The organism is Arthrobacter sp. 1088, assembly GCF_031455315.1.
Classification (GTDB): Bacteria; Actinomycetota; Actinomycetes; order Actinomycetales; family Micrococcaceae; genus Arthrobacter.
Window position 1 is genome coordinate 164840 of sequence record NZ_JAVDSM010000006.1, and the last position, 17470, is coordinate 182309.

Annotated in this window: 17 protein-coding genes, 1 pseudogene and 1 riboswitch; of the genes and pseudogenes, 12 read left to right on the forward strand and 6 right to left on the reverse strand. The window is 63.8% G+C overall.

Translation table 11 applies throughout. The features are described from left to right. Positions 1 to 279 precede the first annotated feature (279 nt). On the reverse strand, positions 280 to 876 hold the full coding sequence (locus J2Y41_RS11310) for a phosphoribosylanthranilate isomerase (RefSeq protein ID WP_309928495.1): 597 nt from the start codon (positions 874 to 876) through the stop codon (positions 280 to 282). A 95-nt stretch (positions 877 to 971) separates the two neighbouring features. Between J2Y41_RS11310 and J2Y41_RS11315 the strand changes: the two genes are divergently transcribed. From J2Y41_RS11315 to J2Y41_RS11335, 5 genes are all read left to right on the forward strand, one after another. Next, positions 972 to 1619, forward strand: a complete 648-nt coding sequence (locus tag J2Y41_RS11315) for a HutD family protein (protein WP_224165455.1) — start codon at positions 972 to 974, stop codon at positions 1617 to 1619. Positions 1620 to 1676: 57 nt separating this feature from the next. Further along, positions 1677 to 1742, forward strand: a riboswitch (guanidine-III (ykkC-III) riboswitch). A gap of 9 nt (positions 1743 to 1751) precedes the next feature. Further along, positions 1752 to 2066, forward strand: a complete 315-nt coding sequence (locus J2Y41_RS11320; protein WP_309928496.1) for a multidrug efflux SMR transporter — start codon at positions 1752 to 1754, stop codon at positions 2064 to 2066. 2 nt (positions 2067 to 2068) lie between these two features. After that, positions 2069 to 2452: a multidrug efflux SMR transporter gene (locus J2Y41_RS11325; protein ID WP_309928497.1), complete on the forward strand. Its 384-nt coding sequence runs from the start codon at positions 2069 to 2071 to the stop codon at positions 2450 to 2452. Positions 2453 to 2679: 227 nt separating this feature from the next. After that, on the forward strand, positions 2680 to 3687 hold the full coding sequence (locus J2Y41_RS11330; protein WP_309928498.1) for an aldo/keto reductase: 1008 nt from the start codon (positions 2680 to 2682) through the stop codon (positions 3685 to 3687). A 9-nt stretch (positions 3688 to 3696) separates the two neighbouring features. Next, on the forward strand, positions 3697 to 4347 hold the full coding sequence (locus J2Y41_RS11335) for an MBL fold metallo-hydrolase (protein WP_309928499.1): 651 nt from the start codon (positions 3697 to 3699) through the stop codon (positions 4345 to 4347). An 18-nt stretch (positions 4348 to 4365) separates the two neighbouring features. Here J2Y41_RS11335 and J2Y41_RS11340 read toward each other — a convergent pair whose 3' ends face one another. Both J2Y41_RS11340 and J2Y41_RS11345 read right to left on the reverse strand, forming a co-directional pair. Continuing rightward, positions 4366 to 6111: a DEAD/DEAH box helicase gene (locus J2Y41_RS11340; protein WP_309928500.1), complete on the reverse strand. Its 1746-nt coding sequence runs from the start codon at positions 6109 to 6111 to the stop codon at positions 4366 to 4368. 290 nt (positions 6112 to 6401) lie between these two features. Beyond that, positions 6402 to 7796, reverse strand: a complete 1395-nt coding sequence (locus J2Y41_RS11345) for an MFS transporter (protein WP_309928501.1) — start codon at positions 7794 to 7796, stop codon at positions 6402 to 6404. A 68-nt stretch (positions 7797 to 7864) separates the two neighbouring features. On the opposite strand from J2Y41_RS11345, the gene soxR reads away from it, so the two are divergent. Further along, positions 7865 to 8335, forward strand: coding sequence for a redox-sensitive transcriptional activator SoxR (soxR, locus tag J2Y41_RS11350; RefSeq protein ID WP_309928502.1), 471 nt, complete (start codon positions 7865 to 7867; stop codon positions 8333 to 8335). Here soxR and J2Y41_RS11355 read toward each other — a convergent pair. Next, complete coding sequence (locus J2Y41_RS11355) at positions 8332 to 10224, reverse strand: FG-GAP-like repeat-containing protein (protein WP_309928505.1); 1893 nt, start codon at positions 10222 to 10224, stop codon at positions 8332 to 8334. The two genes, soxR and J2Y41_RS11355, sit on opposite strands and share 4 nt — an antisense overlap. A 228-nt stretch (positions 10225 to 10452) precedes the next feature. On the opposite strand from J2Y41_RS11355, the gene J2Y41_RS11360 reads away from it, so the two are divergent. Beyond that, a complete protein-coding gene (locus tag J2Y41_RS11360) occupies positions 10453 to 11217 on the forward strand; it encodes an SAM-dependent methyltransferase (RefSeq protein ID WP_396133520.1) in 765 nt (254 codons plus the stop codon). Between the two features lie 101 nt (positions 11218 to 11318). Here J2Y41_RS11360 and J2Y41_RS11365 read toward each other — a convergent pair whose 3' ends face one another. Then, a complete protein-coding gene (locus J2Y41_RS11365; RefSeq protein ID WP_309928508.1) occupies positions 11319 to 12356 on the reverse strand; it encodes an Lrp/AsnC family transcriptional regulator in 1038 nt (345 codons plus the stop codon). A 140-nt stretch (positions 12357 to 12496) separates the two neighbouring features. Between J2Y41_RS11365 and J2Y41_RS11370 the strand changes: the two genes are divergently transcribed. Beyond that, positions 12497 to 13714, forward strand: coding sequence for a M20 family metallopeptidase (locus tag J2Y41_RS11370; RefSeq protein ID WP_309928511.1), 1218 nt, complete (start codon positions 12497 to 12499; stop codon positions 13712 to 13714). Between the two features lie 31 nt (positions 13715 to 13745). Continuing rightward, positions 13746 to 15038, forward strand: coding sequence for an MFS transporter (locus J2Y41_RS11375; RefSeq protein WP_309928513.1), 1293 nt, complete (start codon positions 13746 to 13748; stop codon positions 15036 to 15038). A gap of 71 nt (positions 15039 to 15109) precedes the next feature. Here the strand turns inward: J2Y41_RS11375 and J2Y41_RS11380 are convergent, their stop codons facing one another. Beyond that, entirely contained in the window at positions 15110 to 16399 is a 1290-nt protein-coding gene (locus J2Y41_RS11380; RefSeq protein ID WP_396133521.1) for an MFS transporter, read from the reverse strand. 167 nt (positions 16400 to 16566) lie between these two features. Here J2Y41_RS11380 and J2Y41_RS11385 point away from each other — a divergent pair. From J2Y41_RS11385 to J2Y41_RS11395, 3 genes and pseudogenes are all read left to right on the forward strand, one after another. Further along, positions 16567 to 16863: pseudogene (locus J2Y41_RS11385) on the forward strand (Rid family hydrolase); the annotation flags it as partial. Between the two features lie 12 nt (positions 16864 to 16875). Further along, positions 16876 to 17136, forward strand: a complete 261-nt coding sequence (locus tag J2Y41_RS11390) for a ribbon-helix-helix domain-containing protein (RefSeq protein WP_309928514.1) — start codon at positions 16876 to 16878, stop codon at positions 17134 to 17136. Continuing rightward, on the forward strand, positions 17136 to 17375 hold the full coding sequence (locus J2Y41_RS11395) for a toxin (protein ID WP_309928515.1): 240 nt from the start codon (positions 17136 to 17138) through the stop codon (positions 17373 to 17375). Before J2Y41_RS11390 ends, J2Y41_RS11395 begins: the two co-directional genes overlap by 1 nt. Positions 17376 to 17470: the final 95 nt, after the last annotated feature.

The window sequence follows — 17470 nt, forward strand, 5'->3', positions numbered from 1 at the left end:
TCTCACATCATGAATCGTCGGAGACGCCGTGTCAGCCGCAGGACGTGAGAGAAGAACACACCAAAAACCGCAGGACGTGAGAGAAGAACACACCAAAAACCGCAGGACGTGAGAGAGGAACGCACCAAAAACCGCAGGATGTGAGAGAGGAACGCACCAAAAACCGCAGGATGTGAGAGAAGAACACGCCAAAAGCCGCAGGACGTGAGAGAGGAACGCACCAAAAACCGCAGGACGTGAGAGAGGAACGCACCAAAAACCGCAGGACGTGAGAGAACGTCAGGCTTTTGCAGCTTCCACGAATGCCCGGATCTTCGCCAGGTCCTTCACTCCCCGGGACGACTCAACACCCGAGGAAACGTCCACGCCCCACGCACCCGCCGCTGCGGCAGCGAAGGCCACGTTTCCGGGTTCGAGTCCGCCTGCGAGCAGCCACTCGCGGCCGCCGAGTCCCTTCGCCCGTACTAACGCATAGTCCCAGGATTCTCCCGAACCCGGCACGGCCGCATCGATCAAGAGCAGATCCTCGCCCAGATCACTGAACTCGTCCTGAGCGGCACCCATGGTGACGGCCCGGATGAGCCGCATCCCGGCGTCGTGCACTGTTTTGACGTCCTCGGCATTCCGGCTGCCGTGCAGCTGAACCCAGGTGAGTCCTGCGGCCCGGGCAACAGAAACGGCATCGGCGGCAGGCTCGTGCCGGAAAACAGCCACGGCCTTAACGTTTGCGGGGACCAGTGGCAGCAGGATACGCACCTGGTCCGGGGTGACTTCACGTGGGCTCGAAGTCAGCACGAAGCCGACGGCGTCCGCACCCGCGTCCACGGCAGTGCGCACGGATTCGGGCGTGCTCAAGCCGCACACTTTGACGAACATTCCGTGCCTCCAACCGTATTCCCACGTTTTCCACATATGACGTTAGCAAGCCATGCTGACAACGCAGAAGCTGTGTCCACCACTAGGCTGGTCGGATGGAGATCATCCGCTTTGCCGACATCCACCCCGAACCGTGGCGCAACGGAGGCGGGGTGACGCGCGAACTAGCCAGCCACCCGAAGGTCGCCTCGGCCCAGGACGGGGCTTGGGATTGGCGCGTGAGCATCGCCGATGTTTCCAAGGCCGGAGACTTCTCCAATTTTCCGGGCATGGAACGGGTCATCACCATCATTGACGGTGAGTTGCTCCTGCTGACCGTCGACGGCGAAGAGCACCCGCTGGAGAAGTATCGTCCGTTCCGTTTCTCCGGAGAGGCGGCATCGTCGGCCACGCTGCCCACCGGCGACATCCGGGACCTCAACGTCATCGCCCGCGCAAGTGCCTTCAAGGGGTACACCTCCATCGTCGAGATCTCCAAGAAACGCGCCCACCCTGTGTTCGAGGGACAGTTGGCCGTCCTGCTGGAAGGCAAGGCGACGGTCGCTCCTGGCACGGATCCGGAGGGGGGCGCCTCTGTGGAGGATGAGTCCGACGGCGCCAGCCCGGCGACCAGCGCGGCCGAACCGGTTGAACTGAACCGCTACGACGCCGTGGTGGGCTCGGATACGCGCAGCCCCGAGATCTCGGGACGGGGTTTTGTTGCCGTGATCTCCATCGACAAAGTGGACCCCGCGAACGTCTAGGCTGGTGACTTTCACCACCCAAAGTGGCCACGGTCTGCAGGAGTTGCTAGCCTGAAATGAAGGTTCCGCTCTGGAACCTCCGGACGACGGTTCAGTACCCGGCACGCGACAAGACTGGCCAAAGGATCTGTCATGTCGTGGTTAATTCTCATTCTCTCCGGAGCGCTCGAGGCCGTTTGGGCAGCAGCCCTTCACCGCTCAAAGGGCTTCCGCAAGCCAGTCCCCACTGTCGTTTTCCTGGTAAGTGTCGTCGCCAGCACCGGCGGCCTCGCGATCGCCATGCAATCCATTCCCACGGGTACGGCGTATGCGGTGTGGGTGGGTGTCGGCGTCCTCCTGACGTCGGCTTACGCCATGGTCACCAAGGTGGAACGCGCGACGACGGCCCGGCTGCTGCTGCTCGCAGGTATCGGCGCGTGCGTGGTTGGCCTGAAGGTGGTGGCGTAGCCATGGCTGCAACAACGACCACCCGGAACTCTGCGAAGAACGGCCTCTTCTGGCTGGTTCTCCTTGCCTCCGCCGTCCTCGAAGCCGTGTGGGCCACAGCTCTGGGACTCTCCAACGGCTTCACCCAGCTCGCACCGACGATGGTCTTCGCTGTCACCGCGCTGCTGAGCATGTTCGGTTTGGGCATAGCCGTGAAGCGCATCCCCCTCGGCACGGCCTACGCGGTATGGGTTGGCATCGGTGCGGCGCTCACTGTTGGCTGGGCCATGCTCAGCGGCGTCGAACCCGCCAGCCCGTTGAAGCTGTTCTTCATCGCCGGAATCGTGGGTTGTGCTGCCGGTTTGAAGGCGCTGCCGTCCGACAAACCCCAGGCGTGCGCCGAGTAGCCAGCACTCCTCCACGCTCCTTCCCAGTTGCCTCCCCCGGCACCCCTGGTCCAGCGGCAGGAACCCCGCAATCACAGGGGCGGGCAAGCAGGCGCGCGGGGTGCTATCCGGACCAACTGGGAAGGAGCGTCGGCCACACCCGGAGAACCAGCAGGAATACCCAAGCCCGCGGCGGGGTTCACGCCAACAAAGGGCACTTCGAATACCAACACGCATGGGAGAAGTTCATGACTGCAGTTCAACTCGGCGATGGCCTTACTGTCAGCCCCCTTGGCTTTGGCGGCATGGCCCTGACGCCGGTCTATGGGGGAATCGACCCCGCTGAAGCCCTGCAAACCCTAAGGCATGCGGTGGATGCGGGAATCACCTTCATCGATACCGCAGATGTTTACGGCGCCGGAAGCAACGAGGAGTTGGTGGGCCAGCTCCTGAAAGGCCGGCGTGACGAGGTCCAATTGGCCACGAAGTTCGGGATAGAGGGCAACGCCGCGAACGGGTACACGGGAGTTCGCGGCGATGCGCCCTACGTCAGGCAGGCAGCAGAAGCGAGCCTGCGCCGCCTGGACACTGACGTCATTGACCTCTATTACCTGCACCGCCGTGACCTCCGCGTTCCGATAGTGGAAACCGTGGAGGCCATGGCGGAGCTGGTCCGTGAGGGCAAAGTTCGCCACCTCGGCCTGTCTGAGGTGACAGCCGAGGAGCTTCGGCAGGCCAACGCCGTCCATCCCATTGCCGCAGTCCAGAGTGAATGGTCAATCTGGAGCAGGGATGTTGAGCAAAACGTTGTTCCTGCAGCGAAGGAACTCGGTGTTGGCTTTGTGCCTTATTCGCCGCTCGGCCGCGGGTTCCTCACAGGAACCATTAGCGCGAGCGACTTGGGCGAAAACGACTTCCGCCACAAGATTCCCCGCTTTGGTGACGAGGCCCTCGATGCAAACCAGGCCGTCGTGGCCGCGGTTCGTGAGGTAGCCGATGACCTGGGTGCAACTCCTGCCCAGGTAGCACTGGCCTGGCTGTTCACCCAGGGCAAGCGCCTTGGGCTGCCGGTGGTCCCCATCCCCGGTACGCGCAAAACGCACCGCATCGACGAGAACCTTGGCGCGCTGTCCCTGCAACTGGGAACAGCGCAACTTGAAGTGCTCGATCAAGCCGCGGACGCCGTCGTGGGTTCACGTTCTGCGGACCCCAACTGGGTGTCGCAAGGCCGCGAAGCCAACACGACCACTGCATAGACTAAGCCGATGGATTCGCTTATTCACTCATCGCGTGACGTCACCATACGGAGCATCTCCGTCGGCGAGATGAACAACAACGTGTACCTGCTGACCTCGAAGTCCACAGGCGTGCAGCTGTTGATCGACGCCGCCGATGACCTTCCAGCCATTCAGCAACTCCTCAAGGACAGCGAAGCGGATACTTCCGAAGTGCCGAAGCTGGTCCGAATCGCCACTACCCACCAGCATTGGGACCACATCCGCGCCTTGGGTGAGCTGGTGTCCGCGACCGGCGCCAGCTCTTCTGCAGGAGCGGACGACGCCGATGCGCTGCCCGTTCCGGTGGATGTCCGGCTTGGTCACGGCGACGTCGAGCGCTTCGGCGACTTCGAGATCACGGCGGTCCACCTGCGTGGACACACCCCGGGCTCCATCGCTTTCGTTTACCAGGATCCGGACGGGCCGGCCCACATTTTCAGTGGAGACTCGTTGTTTCCGGGAGGCGTCGGCAACACACAGGGCGATCCTTCACGTTTCACTTCACTGTTGAACGACGTGAAAGAGCGGCTGTTCGACGTTTATCCGGACGAGACCGTGGTGCACCCGGGCCATGGATTGCCCACGACCCTCGGCGCCGAGCGGCCACACCTTGAGGAGTGGCGCGCCCGAGGCTGGTGAGCCATGCGTTGCGGGGACTTAGCGGCCGCGACGCTCGTTCGACGCGGGAGCCGAGGCGCGACGCGGGCCACTGCGTGCCGGACGACCCGCGCCTGAGCCCCCACGAGCGGAGTTGCCGGAGGCACCCGAACCGTAGGATCCACCGGACGTAGCGCCCGTAGCGGAAGACCATACGGCCTTGTTTCCGCTGGTACGGGTGCTCGTGGTGGAAGCCGTGCGCGGAGCCGAGGCAGAGCGCTGGCCACCGGTAGCAGCACGCTGCCCGGAAGCCGGACGACCACTGCGGCCGCCCTGACCCTGGGAGCCGGGAACGTCGTTGCGGTGAGTTGCGCCAGCCTTGCCGCGACCACGTGAGCTGCGGGCGACGTCGTCGTTCATTGCTGCGCGACGATCGGCGCGGTTGACGTCCGTGCGAACCGGCTCAGCTGCCACCTTGCCGCGTCCGCCGCGACCGCCACGGCCACCCGCGGTGGGAGCCGCCTGGCCGCCGGTCCGACGTGCGCGCTTGCGCTGGGCGTTGGCGCCAGTGGACGTGCCGCCACCCTGCGGGGCTTTCGCCGCGAGAAGGGCCGCACGGGTGCGGGGGTCGACCTTGTCCGCGATGTCGCCCACGAGCTCGGCGACAAGCGGGGAGTTGGCCGTGACGCGCTCGAACGATACGTCCACGCCGGCAGCCTTCATGAGCTTCTTGACGTCGCTCTGCTGCTCCGGGAGTGTCAGCGTTACAACGGTGCCATCGGAACCGGCACGGGCCGTGCGGCCTGAGCGGTGGAGGTATGCCTTGTGCTCCGTGGGCGGGTCAACGTGGATGACGAGTTCGACATCGTCAACGTGAACGCCACGGGCTGCGACGTCGGTGGCCACCAGCACGCGAACGTCACCGTTGGAGAACTCGGCCAGGTTGCGGTCGCGGGCGTTCTGCGACAGGTTGCCGTGAAGGTCGACGGCGGGGATGCCGGCGTCGGTGAGGGTCTTGGCAAGCTTGCGGGCGTGGTGCTTGGTCCGCATGAACAGGACGCGGCGTCCGGCGCCGGAGGCCAGTTCGACGATGAGCTGCTTCTTGACGGTCTGGTCGTTGACTACCAGGACGTGGTGTTCCATGGTGGTGACGGCAGCCTGCGGGTCATCCACGGAGTGGGTGAGCGGGTTGGAGAGGTAACGGTTGACCAGCTTGTCAACACCGTTGTCCAACGTCGCGGAGAAGAGCAGGCGCTGACCCTGGGTGGGGGTCATGTCCATGAGCTTCTTGACCACCGGAAGGAAGCCGAGGTCGGCCATGTGGTCTGCCTCGTCCAGCACGGTGACCTCGACGGCCTCAAGGGTCAGGATGCGCTGGCGGATCAGGTCTTCGAGACGGCCCGGGCAGGCAATGACGATGTCGACGCCGGCGCGCAGCGCCTTTTCCTGGCGTGCCTGGGAGATGCCGCCGTAGATCACCGTGGTGTTCAGGCCCATGGCCTTGGCCAGCGGCTCGATGGTGGCGTTGATCTGTGTTGCGAGTTCACGCGTCGGAGCAAGGACGAGGCCCATCGGGCGGCCCGGCTTGCGGAAGTGCTTGGCTTCACGCTCGGCCAGGCGGGCCACAAGCGGGATGGCGAAAGCGATGGTCTTGCCGGAGCCGGTGCGGCCACGGCCCAGGACGTCGCGGCCTGCGAGCGTATCCGGGAGGGTCTTCACCTGGATGGGGAATGCCTCTTCGATGCCGTCTGCGGCGAGGGATTCAGCAATGGCCTTGGGCGTGCCAAGGGCAGCAAAAGTAGTCATTTACTAATGTCTTTCGGGCGGTGTCCAGTTGCGGACATCGGCCCCCGACGCCGGTTGGGCCAGGGGTTCGCCGAGGAAAAGTCAGGTGGTCTACCGGTTCGCTGCTGGAGCGTTGGCCGGGACCAAATGGAACGCGTTCATCGACGCAGGATGTGCCTCTCACATGAAAAATGCCCCGTCACGTAGCCTTTTGGGCCACCTGCTTCAGGGCGTCACCGCACATCAAGTGTCCCCAGTCTAGCAGTGTTCGGCGTCGAGCCCCGCATCGGGCTACTTATGCGTACGTCCGGCTACTTATGGAGCGAGGGCTCAGGTTGGGCTTCCCGCGTTGTGGAGGCGCCCGCCCGGGTGGCGACCCGTGGCGCCATGACGAGCCCGACGACGGCGATCACCGCCGTCAGTGCGAAGACCCCCGCAAACGGGTTCGTCGTCGTAAATGCTGCGAAGACGAGTCCCGTGGCAGCGAGGGCCAGGGCGCCTCCCAGGGAATCGGAGATGGACATCGCTGCGCTGTTGAAGCCCTGGTTATCGGGAGTCGAGAGAGCCAACGTCATGACGCTCAGGCGTGGGTACATGAGCCCCATGCCCCCGCCGGCAAGGATCCAGCCCCCAATGGCAATGGCCGCCGGCAGCGCCAATGCCGCAGTCACCAGGGCCAGCACGATTGCCACCAGCACCAGCGCGGCACCAATTTTCACCGCAAGGGCATCGGGCAGCTTGGAACCCAACCGGCCTTGGAGGGCAGACGCCCCTGCCCATGCGAGCGCAGCGCCGGTCAGTGTGAGCCCGGCAAACGTCGGCGTGAAAGCGTACTGTTCGGTCAGCAGGTACGGCAGGTAGACCTCGGCACCGAAAAACGCTGCCGACGCCAAACCGCGGGTGAGGATCACGCTGGGAAGGCCGCGGTGGGCGACCAGCGTTCCGCGCGGGACCAAGGGCCGCACCGCCACCACGGCAAGGACAAGCGCGACGACGGCAATCACCCCGCCCACGCCCGGCACCTCTGCTGACAGGTTCAGCGCGAGGACGGTCAGGGCGGCCAGCGCCGCCCAGCCCATGCGTCCGAAAGCCCACGGCACCGTTTCGGTGACGGGCTCCGAGGTCATTCCCCGCACAGCCGGCACCACCATCAGCAGTGCCGGAACAACCAGCCCCACCACGCCCAGGAATACCCAGTGCCAGCTGCTGAGCTGTGCAACGATGCCAGCGGCGAACGGGCCCACGAGTGAAGGGATCACCCAGGATGCGGCAAACGCGGCGAAGATTTTGGGATGCAGAGTCGGCGGGTAGACGCGGGCCACCAACACATACAGGGCAACGGTCATGGCACCGCCACCGAGTCCCTGCACGAGGCGCCCCAGCACCAGGACCTCCATGCTTCCGGCTGTTCCTGCGATCAACAGGCCGGCGACGAACAGTGCCACCGACGCGTACAACGGTGCCGCCGGACCCCGGCGATCCGACCAATTACCTGCTCCGACCATGCCCATCACGCCGGTCGCCAAGGGGCCGGCGAAGGCCAGCGCGTAAAGGGTGGCTCCGTCCAGGTCGCGGCTGACGAGCGGCATGATGGTGGTTACCGCCAGGGACTCGAAGGCGCTGAGGAAAACGAGCGCACAAGCACCAACGGTAGCCAGCAGGTATGGACGGCGGAGTATCCCGGCCGTTGAAGTATCAGAGGTCATGGACGCTACCCTAGAACCTCAACTAATGTTGAGGTCAATCCACCACGACCACCACCGGAGGACCAGCCATGCCACAAGTTCCCGGCAGCGCCCACCGGCCCCTGAGCATTGGCGAGCTTTCCGAGCGGAGTGGAGTATCGCCGTCGGCCCTTCACTTCTACGAACGAAATGGGCTCATCACGGCTGAACGCACGGCCGGAAACCAGCGGCGGTACCGGCGTGAAACGCTGCGGCGGGTGGCTTTCATCAAAACATCGCAAAGAGTTGGCCTTCCTCTGAAGGACATCCGGGAGGCGCTGGACTCCCTGCCGGACGGACGGACGCCCACCAAACGGGACTGGACACGGTTGTCGTCGCGGTGGCGCAAGGAACTCGACGAACGGATTGCTGCGCTGCAACACCTGCGGAACGATCTGGATGGCTGCATCGGTTGCGGTTGCCTGAGCCTGAAATCGTGCACGCTTCAGAACCCCGCCGACGAGCTGGGGGCGACCGGGGCAGGAGCGCAACGCTGGAACCTGCCCGGCCAGCCGCATTAGATGATCGCCGTCATGACATTCCATCCCACTCCCACCTGCACGCGCGGCGAGTATCCCCCGAAACCTTGCCCGGGATATAGCCACAGGATGCCGTTTGCATCGCGGGCAAGGATGTCCGGCACGTCGTCGCTGTCGAAGTCGCCCGGCGTGACGATTGCAGACATGACGTTCCACTCAATGCCAACAAGCAAGGGTGGAAACCAACCGCCCGAACCGTCGGGTTCGTAAAGAAACAGCGTGCCCCAGGTGTCGCGGGCAAGGATGTCGCGCCCTGGCGAGCGCAGGTTCCCCGGCCCCATGATGGCTGTCATCACGTTCCAGCCCGTGCCCACCTTCGATCTGGGAAGCCAACTGCCTGAGCCGTTCCCCGGATACAGCCAGAGGTCCCCAGCACTGTCCCGGGCAAGGACATCGGCTTTTCCATCGTCATCGAAATCGCCTGGGGCCACGACGGCGGTCATCGCGTTCCAGCCAACGCCGACTTTGGAGCGGGGCAGCCAATCAGCATTGCCGTCGCCCGGATACAGCCACAAATCACCAGCCTCGTCGCGTGCCAGGACGTCCGGTTTGCCGTCACCGTCAAAGTCGCCTGAGGCCATCAACAGGTTCATGATGTTCCAACCGGAGCCAACCTGTGAACGGGGCAGCCAGCCTTTATTGCCGTTTCCGGGGTACAGCCACAGGCCGCCGGCGGAGTCCCTCGCCAGAACATCCGTGGCGCCGTCAGAGTTGTAGTCTTTCCACACATTCTCCGGCTGTCCCGTACTAACAGCCACGACGTAATCGCCCTGGTTGCCAGGAACGACGTACCCCATGGAGCTATCCGGAACTAAGACAAGTTGACGGGGAAGCAACCCGTCCTCCAGGTTGATGACGCCCGCAGGCTTGAGCGTCGGCAAGCTGAGGACATTGATGCTGTGGCCAAGCACATAGAGTCGTCGGCCATCCGGGCTGACCTGGACCGTGAGGGGCCCCATGTTCATGACCGGGCCTTCAGAGAGGCTGACCGGCCTCAGTGAATTCCCTTGAAGATCGACTTCAGCCACGTAATAGTCATTGGGTCGCTGGTCCACCACGAAGGCCCGTGAACCATCAGGGGTGAAGCTTGGTGCGGTGGCCACGGATTGAGTCAACACTTCCCCGATCACGGTATTCGTGGTGACGCCTGCGATGGCGATCCCGCCTTCGAGCTTGGGATAGTACAGCCTGGATCCGTCCGGAGACATGGATCCTCCGGTTGACGTCCCGCCGAGCGGAATGGTGCTGGTCACCGTGTTCGTCGACGTCTCGATGGCGGAAACCGACTGGTCCAGGAGATTCAGTGTGAAGACCTTGGCCCCATCCGGCGTCACAAGTACCTGCGTGGGCTCGCGACCAACGGGAATCGAGGAAACCGCGGACGCCGCCGCAACATCGATGACCGCAACCGAGCCCGGCGTCGAGCCCGTGTCCGCCGGCGTCCCATACACAGCCGCGTAAACGCTGGACGCGTCGGGAGTAAATGCGAGGCTGAAGACCGGGCCGTCCACCGGTATGTCCACGACCGTTATGGCGGCGGTGTCCACGACAGTCAGGAAATGCTCCTGGGACTCGCTTGTTGCCAGGTAAACCTTGGCGCCGTCCGGGCTGACCTTCATGGCAGTAACATCCCGGACATCGATGCTCGCAGTCACGGTGCTGGTGGCAACATCGATCGTGGCGAACGCCCCGGAGCCGGACACTGTGAACAGCTTGCGGCCGTCCGGACTCGCCTCAGCAAAGTTGGGGCTGGGAACCTCGATCCTGTAAGGCGTCCCGAAAGTCGCCATGGGTGCGACGGTTGGCACGGTGGCTGCCGCGACGGCGTCGGGCTTTAGCGGATTGGCCTGGGCGGGTAACCCTGAAGCCATAAGCGTTAAGGCTGCCGCCAAAGCCACAAAGGCAGCACGCGCAGTGAATGTAGGCGTCCGGAACATCATGAATCCCCCGTTTCATGCGCCACTGACTTGTGTCCGGCGCTTGGCTCAAACGCTAGTCACCATCAAATGGAAAAACCAGATCATTTTGTTCGTATGTGTGTTTTGCCGAAGCAGCAACGGGCGTTGCCTTTCGTAGCCCGCTCACGGCACGCTTGGCTTATGGCTGAACACACTCACGACGGCGGCACTCCCCACCCCGCGGACGGCACCTCCGGCAGCACCCTTGGCAGCGCACACCAGAACGCCCATCAGGACACTGACCACAGCGGACCGCGACATGGCGGGCTCAACCTCCACGAGGACGCCGACAACGCCGCTGACATGTGGGACGGCATGTACAAGGAGCGTCCAAAGGTCTGGAGCGGAAATCCGAATCCCCAGTTGGTCGCCGAAGTGGCCGGCCTCCGCGCCGGAACGGCCCTGGACCTTGGCTGCGGCGAAGGTGCAGACGCCATCTGGCTTGCCGCGCAGGGCTGGATGGTCACCGGCATGGATGTTTCGGCCGTCGCGCTTGAACGGGCCGCAGCCCACGCATCGGAGTCGGGTTATGCCGACCGGATTACCTGGCAGCAGCAGGACCTTGCCGAATGGAAGCCGGAACCCATTTTTGACCTCGTATCAGCACAATTCCTCCACAGCCCCCTCCTGCCGTGGCGCGACTCCGTGGCTTCCGCGGCAGAGGCCGTGGCTCCGGGCGGGACGTTGCTGGTGGTCGGACATCACCCTCATGGTCTCGCCCCGTGGAGCCACCACCGTGAAACGGGCATGTTTTTCTCGCCGGAACAGTTGGCTGGGGCGCTTCGCCTGGACCGCGAGCCGTGGTTCGTCAACGTCCTTACTTCCCGGGAACGCACCGTCACCGGCCCAGAAGGCGGGGCGGCTACTGTTTTGGACACCGTCCTGCGGGCCACGAAGCACCCCTGATACTGGCGGGAACCGGCACCCAGTCCGGCCACGCCGTCGTCGTCAGCTCGGGCCTGGGCTCGGGCGTCAGCTCGGGCCCGGGCGTCAGCTCCGGCAAGAACTTACGCAGTTTCCGGCAGCAGTTCCCCGTACGGTGCCACCACTGTCCCTGTGGCGGTCGAGTCCGGGTTCAGCATCCAGCCAACCCGTTTGGCCGTGTTCAACATGACCACACTCTCCACGAGTTCGATGCCCGGGATCCGCTGTTGGATAGCGAGTTCCATTTCCATGATCTCGGCCAGCGACCGAAGCCACATGATCATGGTGAAGTTGGTGCGTCCGGTGGTGGACGCCGAGAACCTGACATTCCGGACCGAACGCAGTTCCGTCGCGGCGGCTTCGTGTTGGCCCGCCGGAACGTTCGCAAACCACTGAACGGTGATGGGGAAACCGGAGAATTTCTGGGCGATCTCGCAGCGGAAGGAGAGCATCCTGCTGCTCAGCACCCGCCCCAACTGGCGTTGCACCGTGGCGGGATGGCGCCCCAGAGCCCGCGCAATCTCAGCAGCAGAAGCACGGCCGTCCCGGGAAAGGAACGGGATGAGGGCCAGATGGCTCTCCGGTAGCGGCACGACGATGGCGTCGGGAGCCGACGGGTTGGCTGACTCGGGCCCGGCCATTGCCCGGAGCGCCTGCTGTTCCCCCTTGGTGAGCACATTCAGCCGCCACGCATAGCCACTGGTGTGGATGCGGGTACACAGCGACGTGTGGTACTTGGTGAGCCCCCGGACTTCTTTGAGCCGCGGCAGCAGGCTGGTGCTGAACTGATCGAGGTCCTGGGTGATGACCGTGAGTGTGAGGTCGCGGTTGCTGGCCGCTTCTTCGACGGTGATGACCTCGGGGAGCTCTGCCAGGGCTGCCGTGACCTGCGGCCGGAGATCCATTTCGCAGTCGATGTCCACCATGGCAAGGCACATGTTCTTCGGATCGCCCATGAGATGCGCAGTGGTCCATGCCGCACCGGCAGCCTTCAGGCGGTCCCACCGTGCGGCCAAGGTTGTGGCGTGGACGCCGAGGACTTCGCCGGCGTCGGACCAGCTGATGCGGGGCGAAATCTGCAGGGCATTGATGAGGCGTAAATCCTCTTCGCTGAGTTCCATGTGTTCATTCTCGCAAACGGTGCATGAATCCTGCGTTTCTTGGCCTTTCGTGCATTTTTATAGATGTTTTCAGAATTGTGAGTTCAGTCACCACAGAATTGCAGGAAGAACCTATACCCCCAGCACGAGCAGGAGAACACATGACCATCGCCGCCGACGCCAAGGAACTCCAGGACGACATCGTCCGCCTCCGCCACGACCTCCACCGCGAACCGGAGATCGGCCTGCAACTCCCCCGTACCCAGGAAAAAGTACTGAAAGCACTCGACGGACTCCCGTACGAGATCACCTTGGGCAAGGACACGACGTCGGTCACCGCGGTCCTGCGCGGTGGCGCTGCTTACGCGTCAGCCGAGAAGCCCGTGGTGTTGTTGCGCGCAGACATGGACGGCCTTCCGGTCCAGGAAACCACGGGCGTTGACTACACCTCCCGTGTCGATGGCGCGATGCACGCCTGTGGCCACGACCTCCACACGTCCATGCTCGCCGGAGCAGCTACCCTCCTGGCTGAACGTCGCGATCAGCTGGCCGGCGACGTCGTCCTCATGTTCCAGCCCGGCGAAGAAGGCTTCGACGGCGCCAGCTACATGATCAACGAAGGCGTCCTGGACGCTGCCGGCCGACGCGCTGATACGGCCTACGGCATGCACGTCTTCTCCGCGCTGGAACCCCATGGCCAGTTCGTCACCAAGAACGGTGTGATGCTCAGTTCCTCGGACGGACTCGTGGTGACTGTGCTTGGCGCCGGCGGGCATGGCTCTGCACCCCATTCAGCCAAGGACCCTGTGACCGCAGCAGCGGAAATGGTCACCGCCCTCCAGGTCATGGTGACCCGCCAGTTCAACATGTTCGATCCCGTTGTCCTCACCGTCGGCGTGCTTCACGCCGGAACCAAGCGGAACGTGATCCCGGAGACCGCCCGCATCGAAGCCACCATCAGGACCTTCTCCGAAGAGTCCCGGCAGAAGATGATGGAGGTAGTACCCAAGCTGCTCCAAGGCATCGCTGCAGCCCACGGTTTGGAGGTTGATGTGGATTACCAACAGGAATACCCCCTCACCATCAACGACGAGGACGAAACGAACACCGCGGAAAAGGTCATCGCCGGCATGTTCGGCGAGTCCCGACTCACCCGGATGGCAACTCCCCTGGGTGGTTCCGAGGACTTCTCCCGCGTCCTGGCCGAGGTTCCGGGAACCTTCGTGGGGCTCAGTGCCGTTACCCCCGGCACCGACCACGCGACGTCGCCCTTCAACCACTCGCCGTACGCGACGTTCGACGACGGCGTCCTCACCGACGGCGCTGCCCTCTACGCCGAGCTCGCCGTATCCCGCATCGCGACCCTCGCCGCCAACTAACTCCCAGCCCTACCCCACCTTGGAGAAACACATGACCGCCACCGTTGGAACGTCCACCGAAGTCAAGGTCCACAAATCCCACCTGCGAACGCTCGTAGGAACAGGCATTGGCAACGCCGTTGAATGGTACGACTGGGCCATTTACGCCACGTTCTCGCCGTTCATCGCGAGCGCACTGTTCAGCCAGGCAGACCCAACATCAGCTGTGCTGTCCACCTTGGCGATCTTCGCCGTCGGGTTCGTTGCCCGGCCGTTCGGCGGTTTCCTCTTCGGCTGGATCGGCGACCGCATCGGCCGCAAGACGTCCATGACGGTAGCGGTTGCCCTCGGCGCTCTCGGCAGCCTCCTCATCGGCATCGCTCCGACATTCCAGGCTGTGGGCGCGTTCGCATCCGTGATGCTCCTGCTCGCCAGGCTCATCCAGGGCCTTGCCCACGGTGGTGAGCTGCCGTCGTCGCAAACGTACCTGTCCGAGATGGCACCGAAGGAAAAGCGCGGCTTCTGGGCGACGCTCATCTACACGTCCGGCACCGCCGGCATTCTGGCCGGAACTCTGCTCGGCGCGATCCTCACGGCTGTCCTGACCAAGGAGGACATGAGCGCATGGGGTTGGCGCATTCCGTTCCTCATCGGTGGTGCACTGGGCGTCTACGCGCTGTTCATGCGGGCCAAGATGAAGGAAACCCACGCATTCGAGGCCGAGACGCCCAAGGAAAAGCGCCTGCCGATGTGGCCGCAGATCGTCAAGTACCGCAAGCAGGCTTTGCAGGTCATCGGCCTGACGGTTGGCCTCACGGTGGTCTACTACATCTGGGGTGTCGTGGCACCGAGCTACGCAGCCAGCACGTTGAAGATGGACCGCGGCGCAGCGCTCTGGGCCGGCGTGATCGCCAATGTCGTCTTCATCGCAGCACTCCCGTTCTGGGGCAAGCTGTCCGACCGCATTGGCCGCAAGCCTGTGCTGATCGGCTCGTCCATCGGTGCCATGGTCATGCACTTCCCCATGACGTGGCTGCTCAAGGATTCCCCGTGGCAGCTGACCGTGTCCATGTCCGTGATGCTGTTCTTCATTGCTGGTAGCGCGTCGATTGTCCCGGCCGTCTACGCCGAACTGTTCCCGACCCACATCCGTACTGTTGGCGTCGGCGTCCCGTACTCCATCTGCGTGGCTGCCTTCGGTGGCACTGCTCCGTACCTCCAGACCTGGCTCGCCAGCATTGGCCAGGGTTACCTGTTCAACGTCTACGCAGTGATCCTGCTGGTGATCGGCATCGCGTTCGCCTTCTCGATCCCCGAGACCAAGGGTAAGGACCTAACCCACTAGGTTCTCCCAACTACGTCGCAGCAGATGCCGTTTTGAGCGCTCAAAACGGCATCTGCTGCGACTTACTTGGGTTAAACGAACTTGTCGCGACCTGCCCGGTAGCCGAAGAAGGCAGCCAGCGCTCCGACCACAAGGAACAGGATTCCGGCGGCCGCGAATCCGCCCGTGGCTTGGTGGAGCTGCCCCACCAGCAGCGTTCCCACCGATCCCACTCCGTAGCCGACGCCCTGCATCATCCCGGACAGGTGCGCGGCAGTATGGGCATCGCGGGTGCGGACCATGATCATCGTGAGGGCAACAGCCGTGAGCGAGCCCTGGCCGAGGCCCAGCAGTCCGGTCCAGATCCAGATCAGCCCAGTCGGTCCGAAGATGCTGAGGGCAAAGCCACCGCCGGTCATCAGGGCCACCACGGTGTTGATCACCCTCTGATCCTTGAACCTGGTGGCCAGGGCGGGGGCGAAAAGTGAACCGAGCATCTGCAGCACGATCGACACCGACACAATCAGCCCAGCCGTTCCGCCATCGACGCCGCGGTCCCTCAGGATCGGCGCCAGCCACGCGAACACGCTGAACGACATCATGGCCTGCAGCACCATGAACAGCGTGACCTGCCAGGCCACGCCCGACCGCCACACATTCACGCCGCCACGGACCGCCTGATGCCGAACGGGGTGCTGCCGGACGGCCAGCGGAAGGAAGAGCAACAGCACGACGCCGGCAGGCACCGCCCAGGACCACAGCGCCGAAGTCCACTGGCCGGTTGCCGTAAAAACCGGATACGTGAACCCTGCACCAAGAGCCGCGGACGCGCAGATCGCCGTGGTGTACAGGCCGCCCATGAGCCCGAGCCGGTGCGGGAAGTCTCTCTTGACCACGCCCGGCAGGAGTACGTTGCAGAGGGCGATGGCCGCTCCGCACGCTGCCGTTCCGGCGAGGAGTGCTGGAAGGTGCCCGGCTCCAGGGACCTCCATTGGCCTGAGCAAGAGTCCCGCCGTGAGAACAGCCATCGCTCCGAGCAGGACCCGTTCTGCACCGAACCTCCTCGCCAGTAGCGGGGCGAGGGGTGCGAAAACGCCCAACAATGTCACGGGAACGGTGGTGAGGACCACCACCGCCCAGCCCGGCAGTCCGGCGTCGGATGTTATTTCCGGGAGGACAGCCGAGAAACTCGAGAAGACCGTCCGCAGGTTCAGTCCGATCAGGACCAGGCAGATGCCGAGGTAGATCAGGCCCCTCTTGGAGCGGAGCTGCGTAGGTGGGGCGGGCGGGACGTCGTCGATCTCGGCGTCGACAGCGATCTCGGGCAAGAGGCGTACCTGCTCAGGCTTTTCGGTGTAGAAGGGCTTCGGGAAGGAGGTCACGCGTCCCATTCTGTCAGCCAGCCTGCACTGGGTTCATTGGGCGGGATGTGACCACGGAACAAGTCGAAGACTCGCGGATCCCTTTTCATGCGTGCGTGAAAGTCGCAGCCAACGTCTCGATCTCAACAAGCTGACCGGGATATCCAAGCACAGCCACGCCGACGGACGGCAAGGTTGTAGGAGACTCATTCGATGCTCAGACGCGCGCGGCTTTCGCGAACATGGCGACAGCACTCGAAGACGCCGGAGCCGGATTGACGGATGTCATGAGCACCCGTCTTTTGGTTGCGTCGTCGGAACAGGAAGATCTGTGGGAGGCATGGTCGGCGCTTAGCGATTGCGATCGGACAAGCTCCACTGAAGTCATAGCAGGACGCTACCAGCCAGCACTTGACTCAGTGCCCATGACGCTGTTCACGGCGCGAACCCCCGCTTTGCCACCTTCACCCGCCCCCATTTCGTAATACGATTTGTAGATGAGTCACGAGAAGGTCAATGGCGCGCCGGTCACCGATGAGATGATCCAAGCTTGGGCAGACGAGGCTGAGCACGGATACCCGACTGAGCAACTCCGCAGGCGAGGCCGCCGTCCAGTCGGTGATGGCCCCGGCGAAGTGGTGCCGGTGCGCATGGATGCCGAGCTGCTGCGGGAACTCTCCGCTCGAGCCGAGCATGATCACCTGAGTCGGTCGGAAGCCATACGCGCGGCCGTACGGGCGTGGATCAGCGCCGCGTAGTGCAGGCGCATGCTTCCGCACTCAAACACGGCATCAGCGCCGAGGATGGAATCCACGCGGCGGGTCACGCGGTCTACATTGCGGACCTCGACGAGGACAGCCCGGCTCGCCAACTAAGGCTCGGATTCGACGCAGCGGAGCGCCTCCTCGAAGTTGTCGTTCTTCGCTTCGACAGCGGCAATGAGTTGCTAATCCACGCAATGAAGGCTCGGACGCAGTACTTGAACCTGCTCACCTGAAATTCATCACAGCTGGCACAAAGCAGATGACGAAGCTCAGCCTGGGTAGGACGGGAGGGCCAGCCGCGGGGTTATGGAAGGCGCTCGGACGGCGG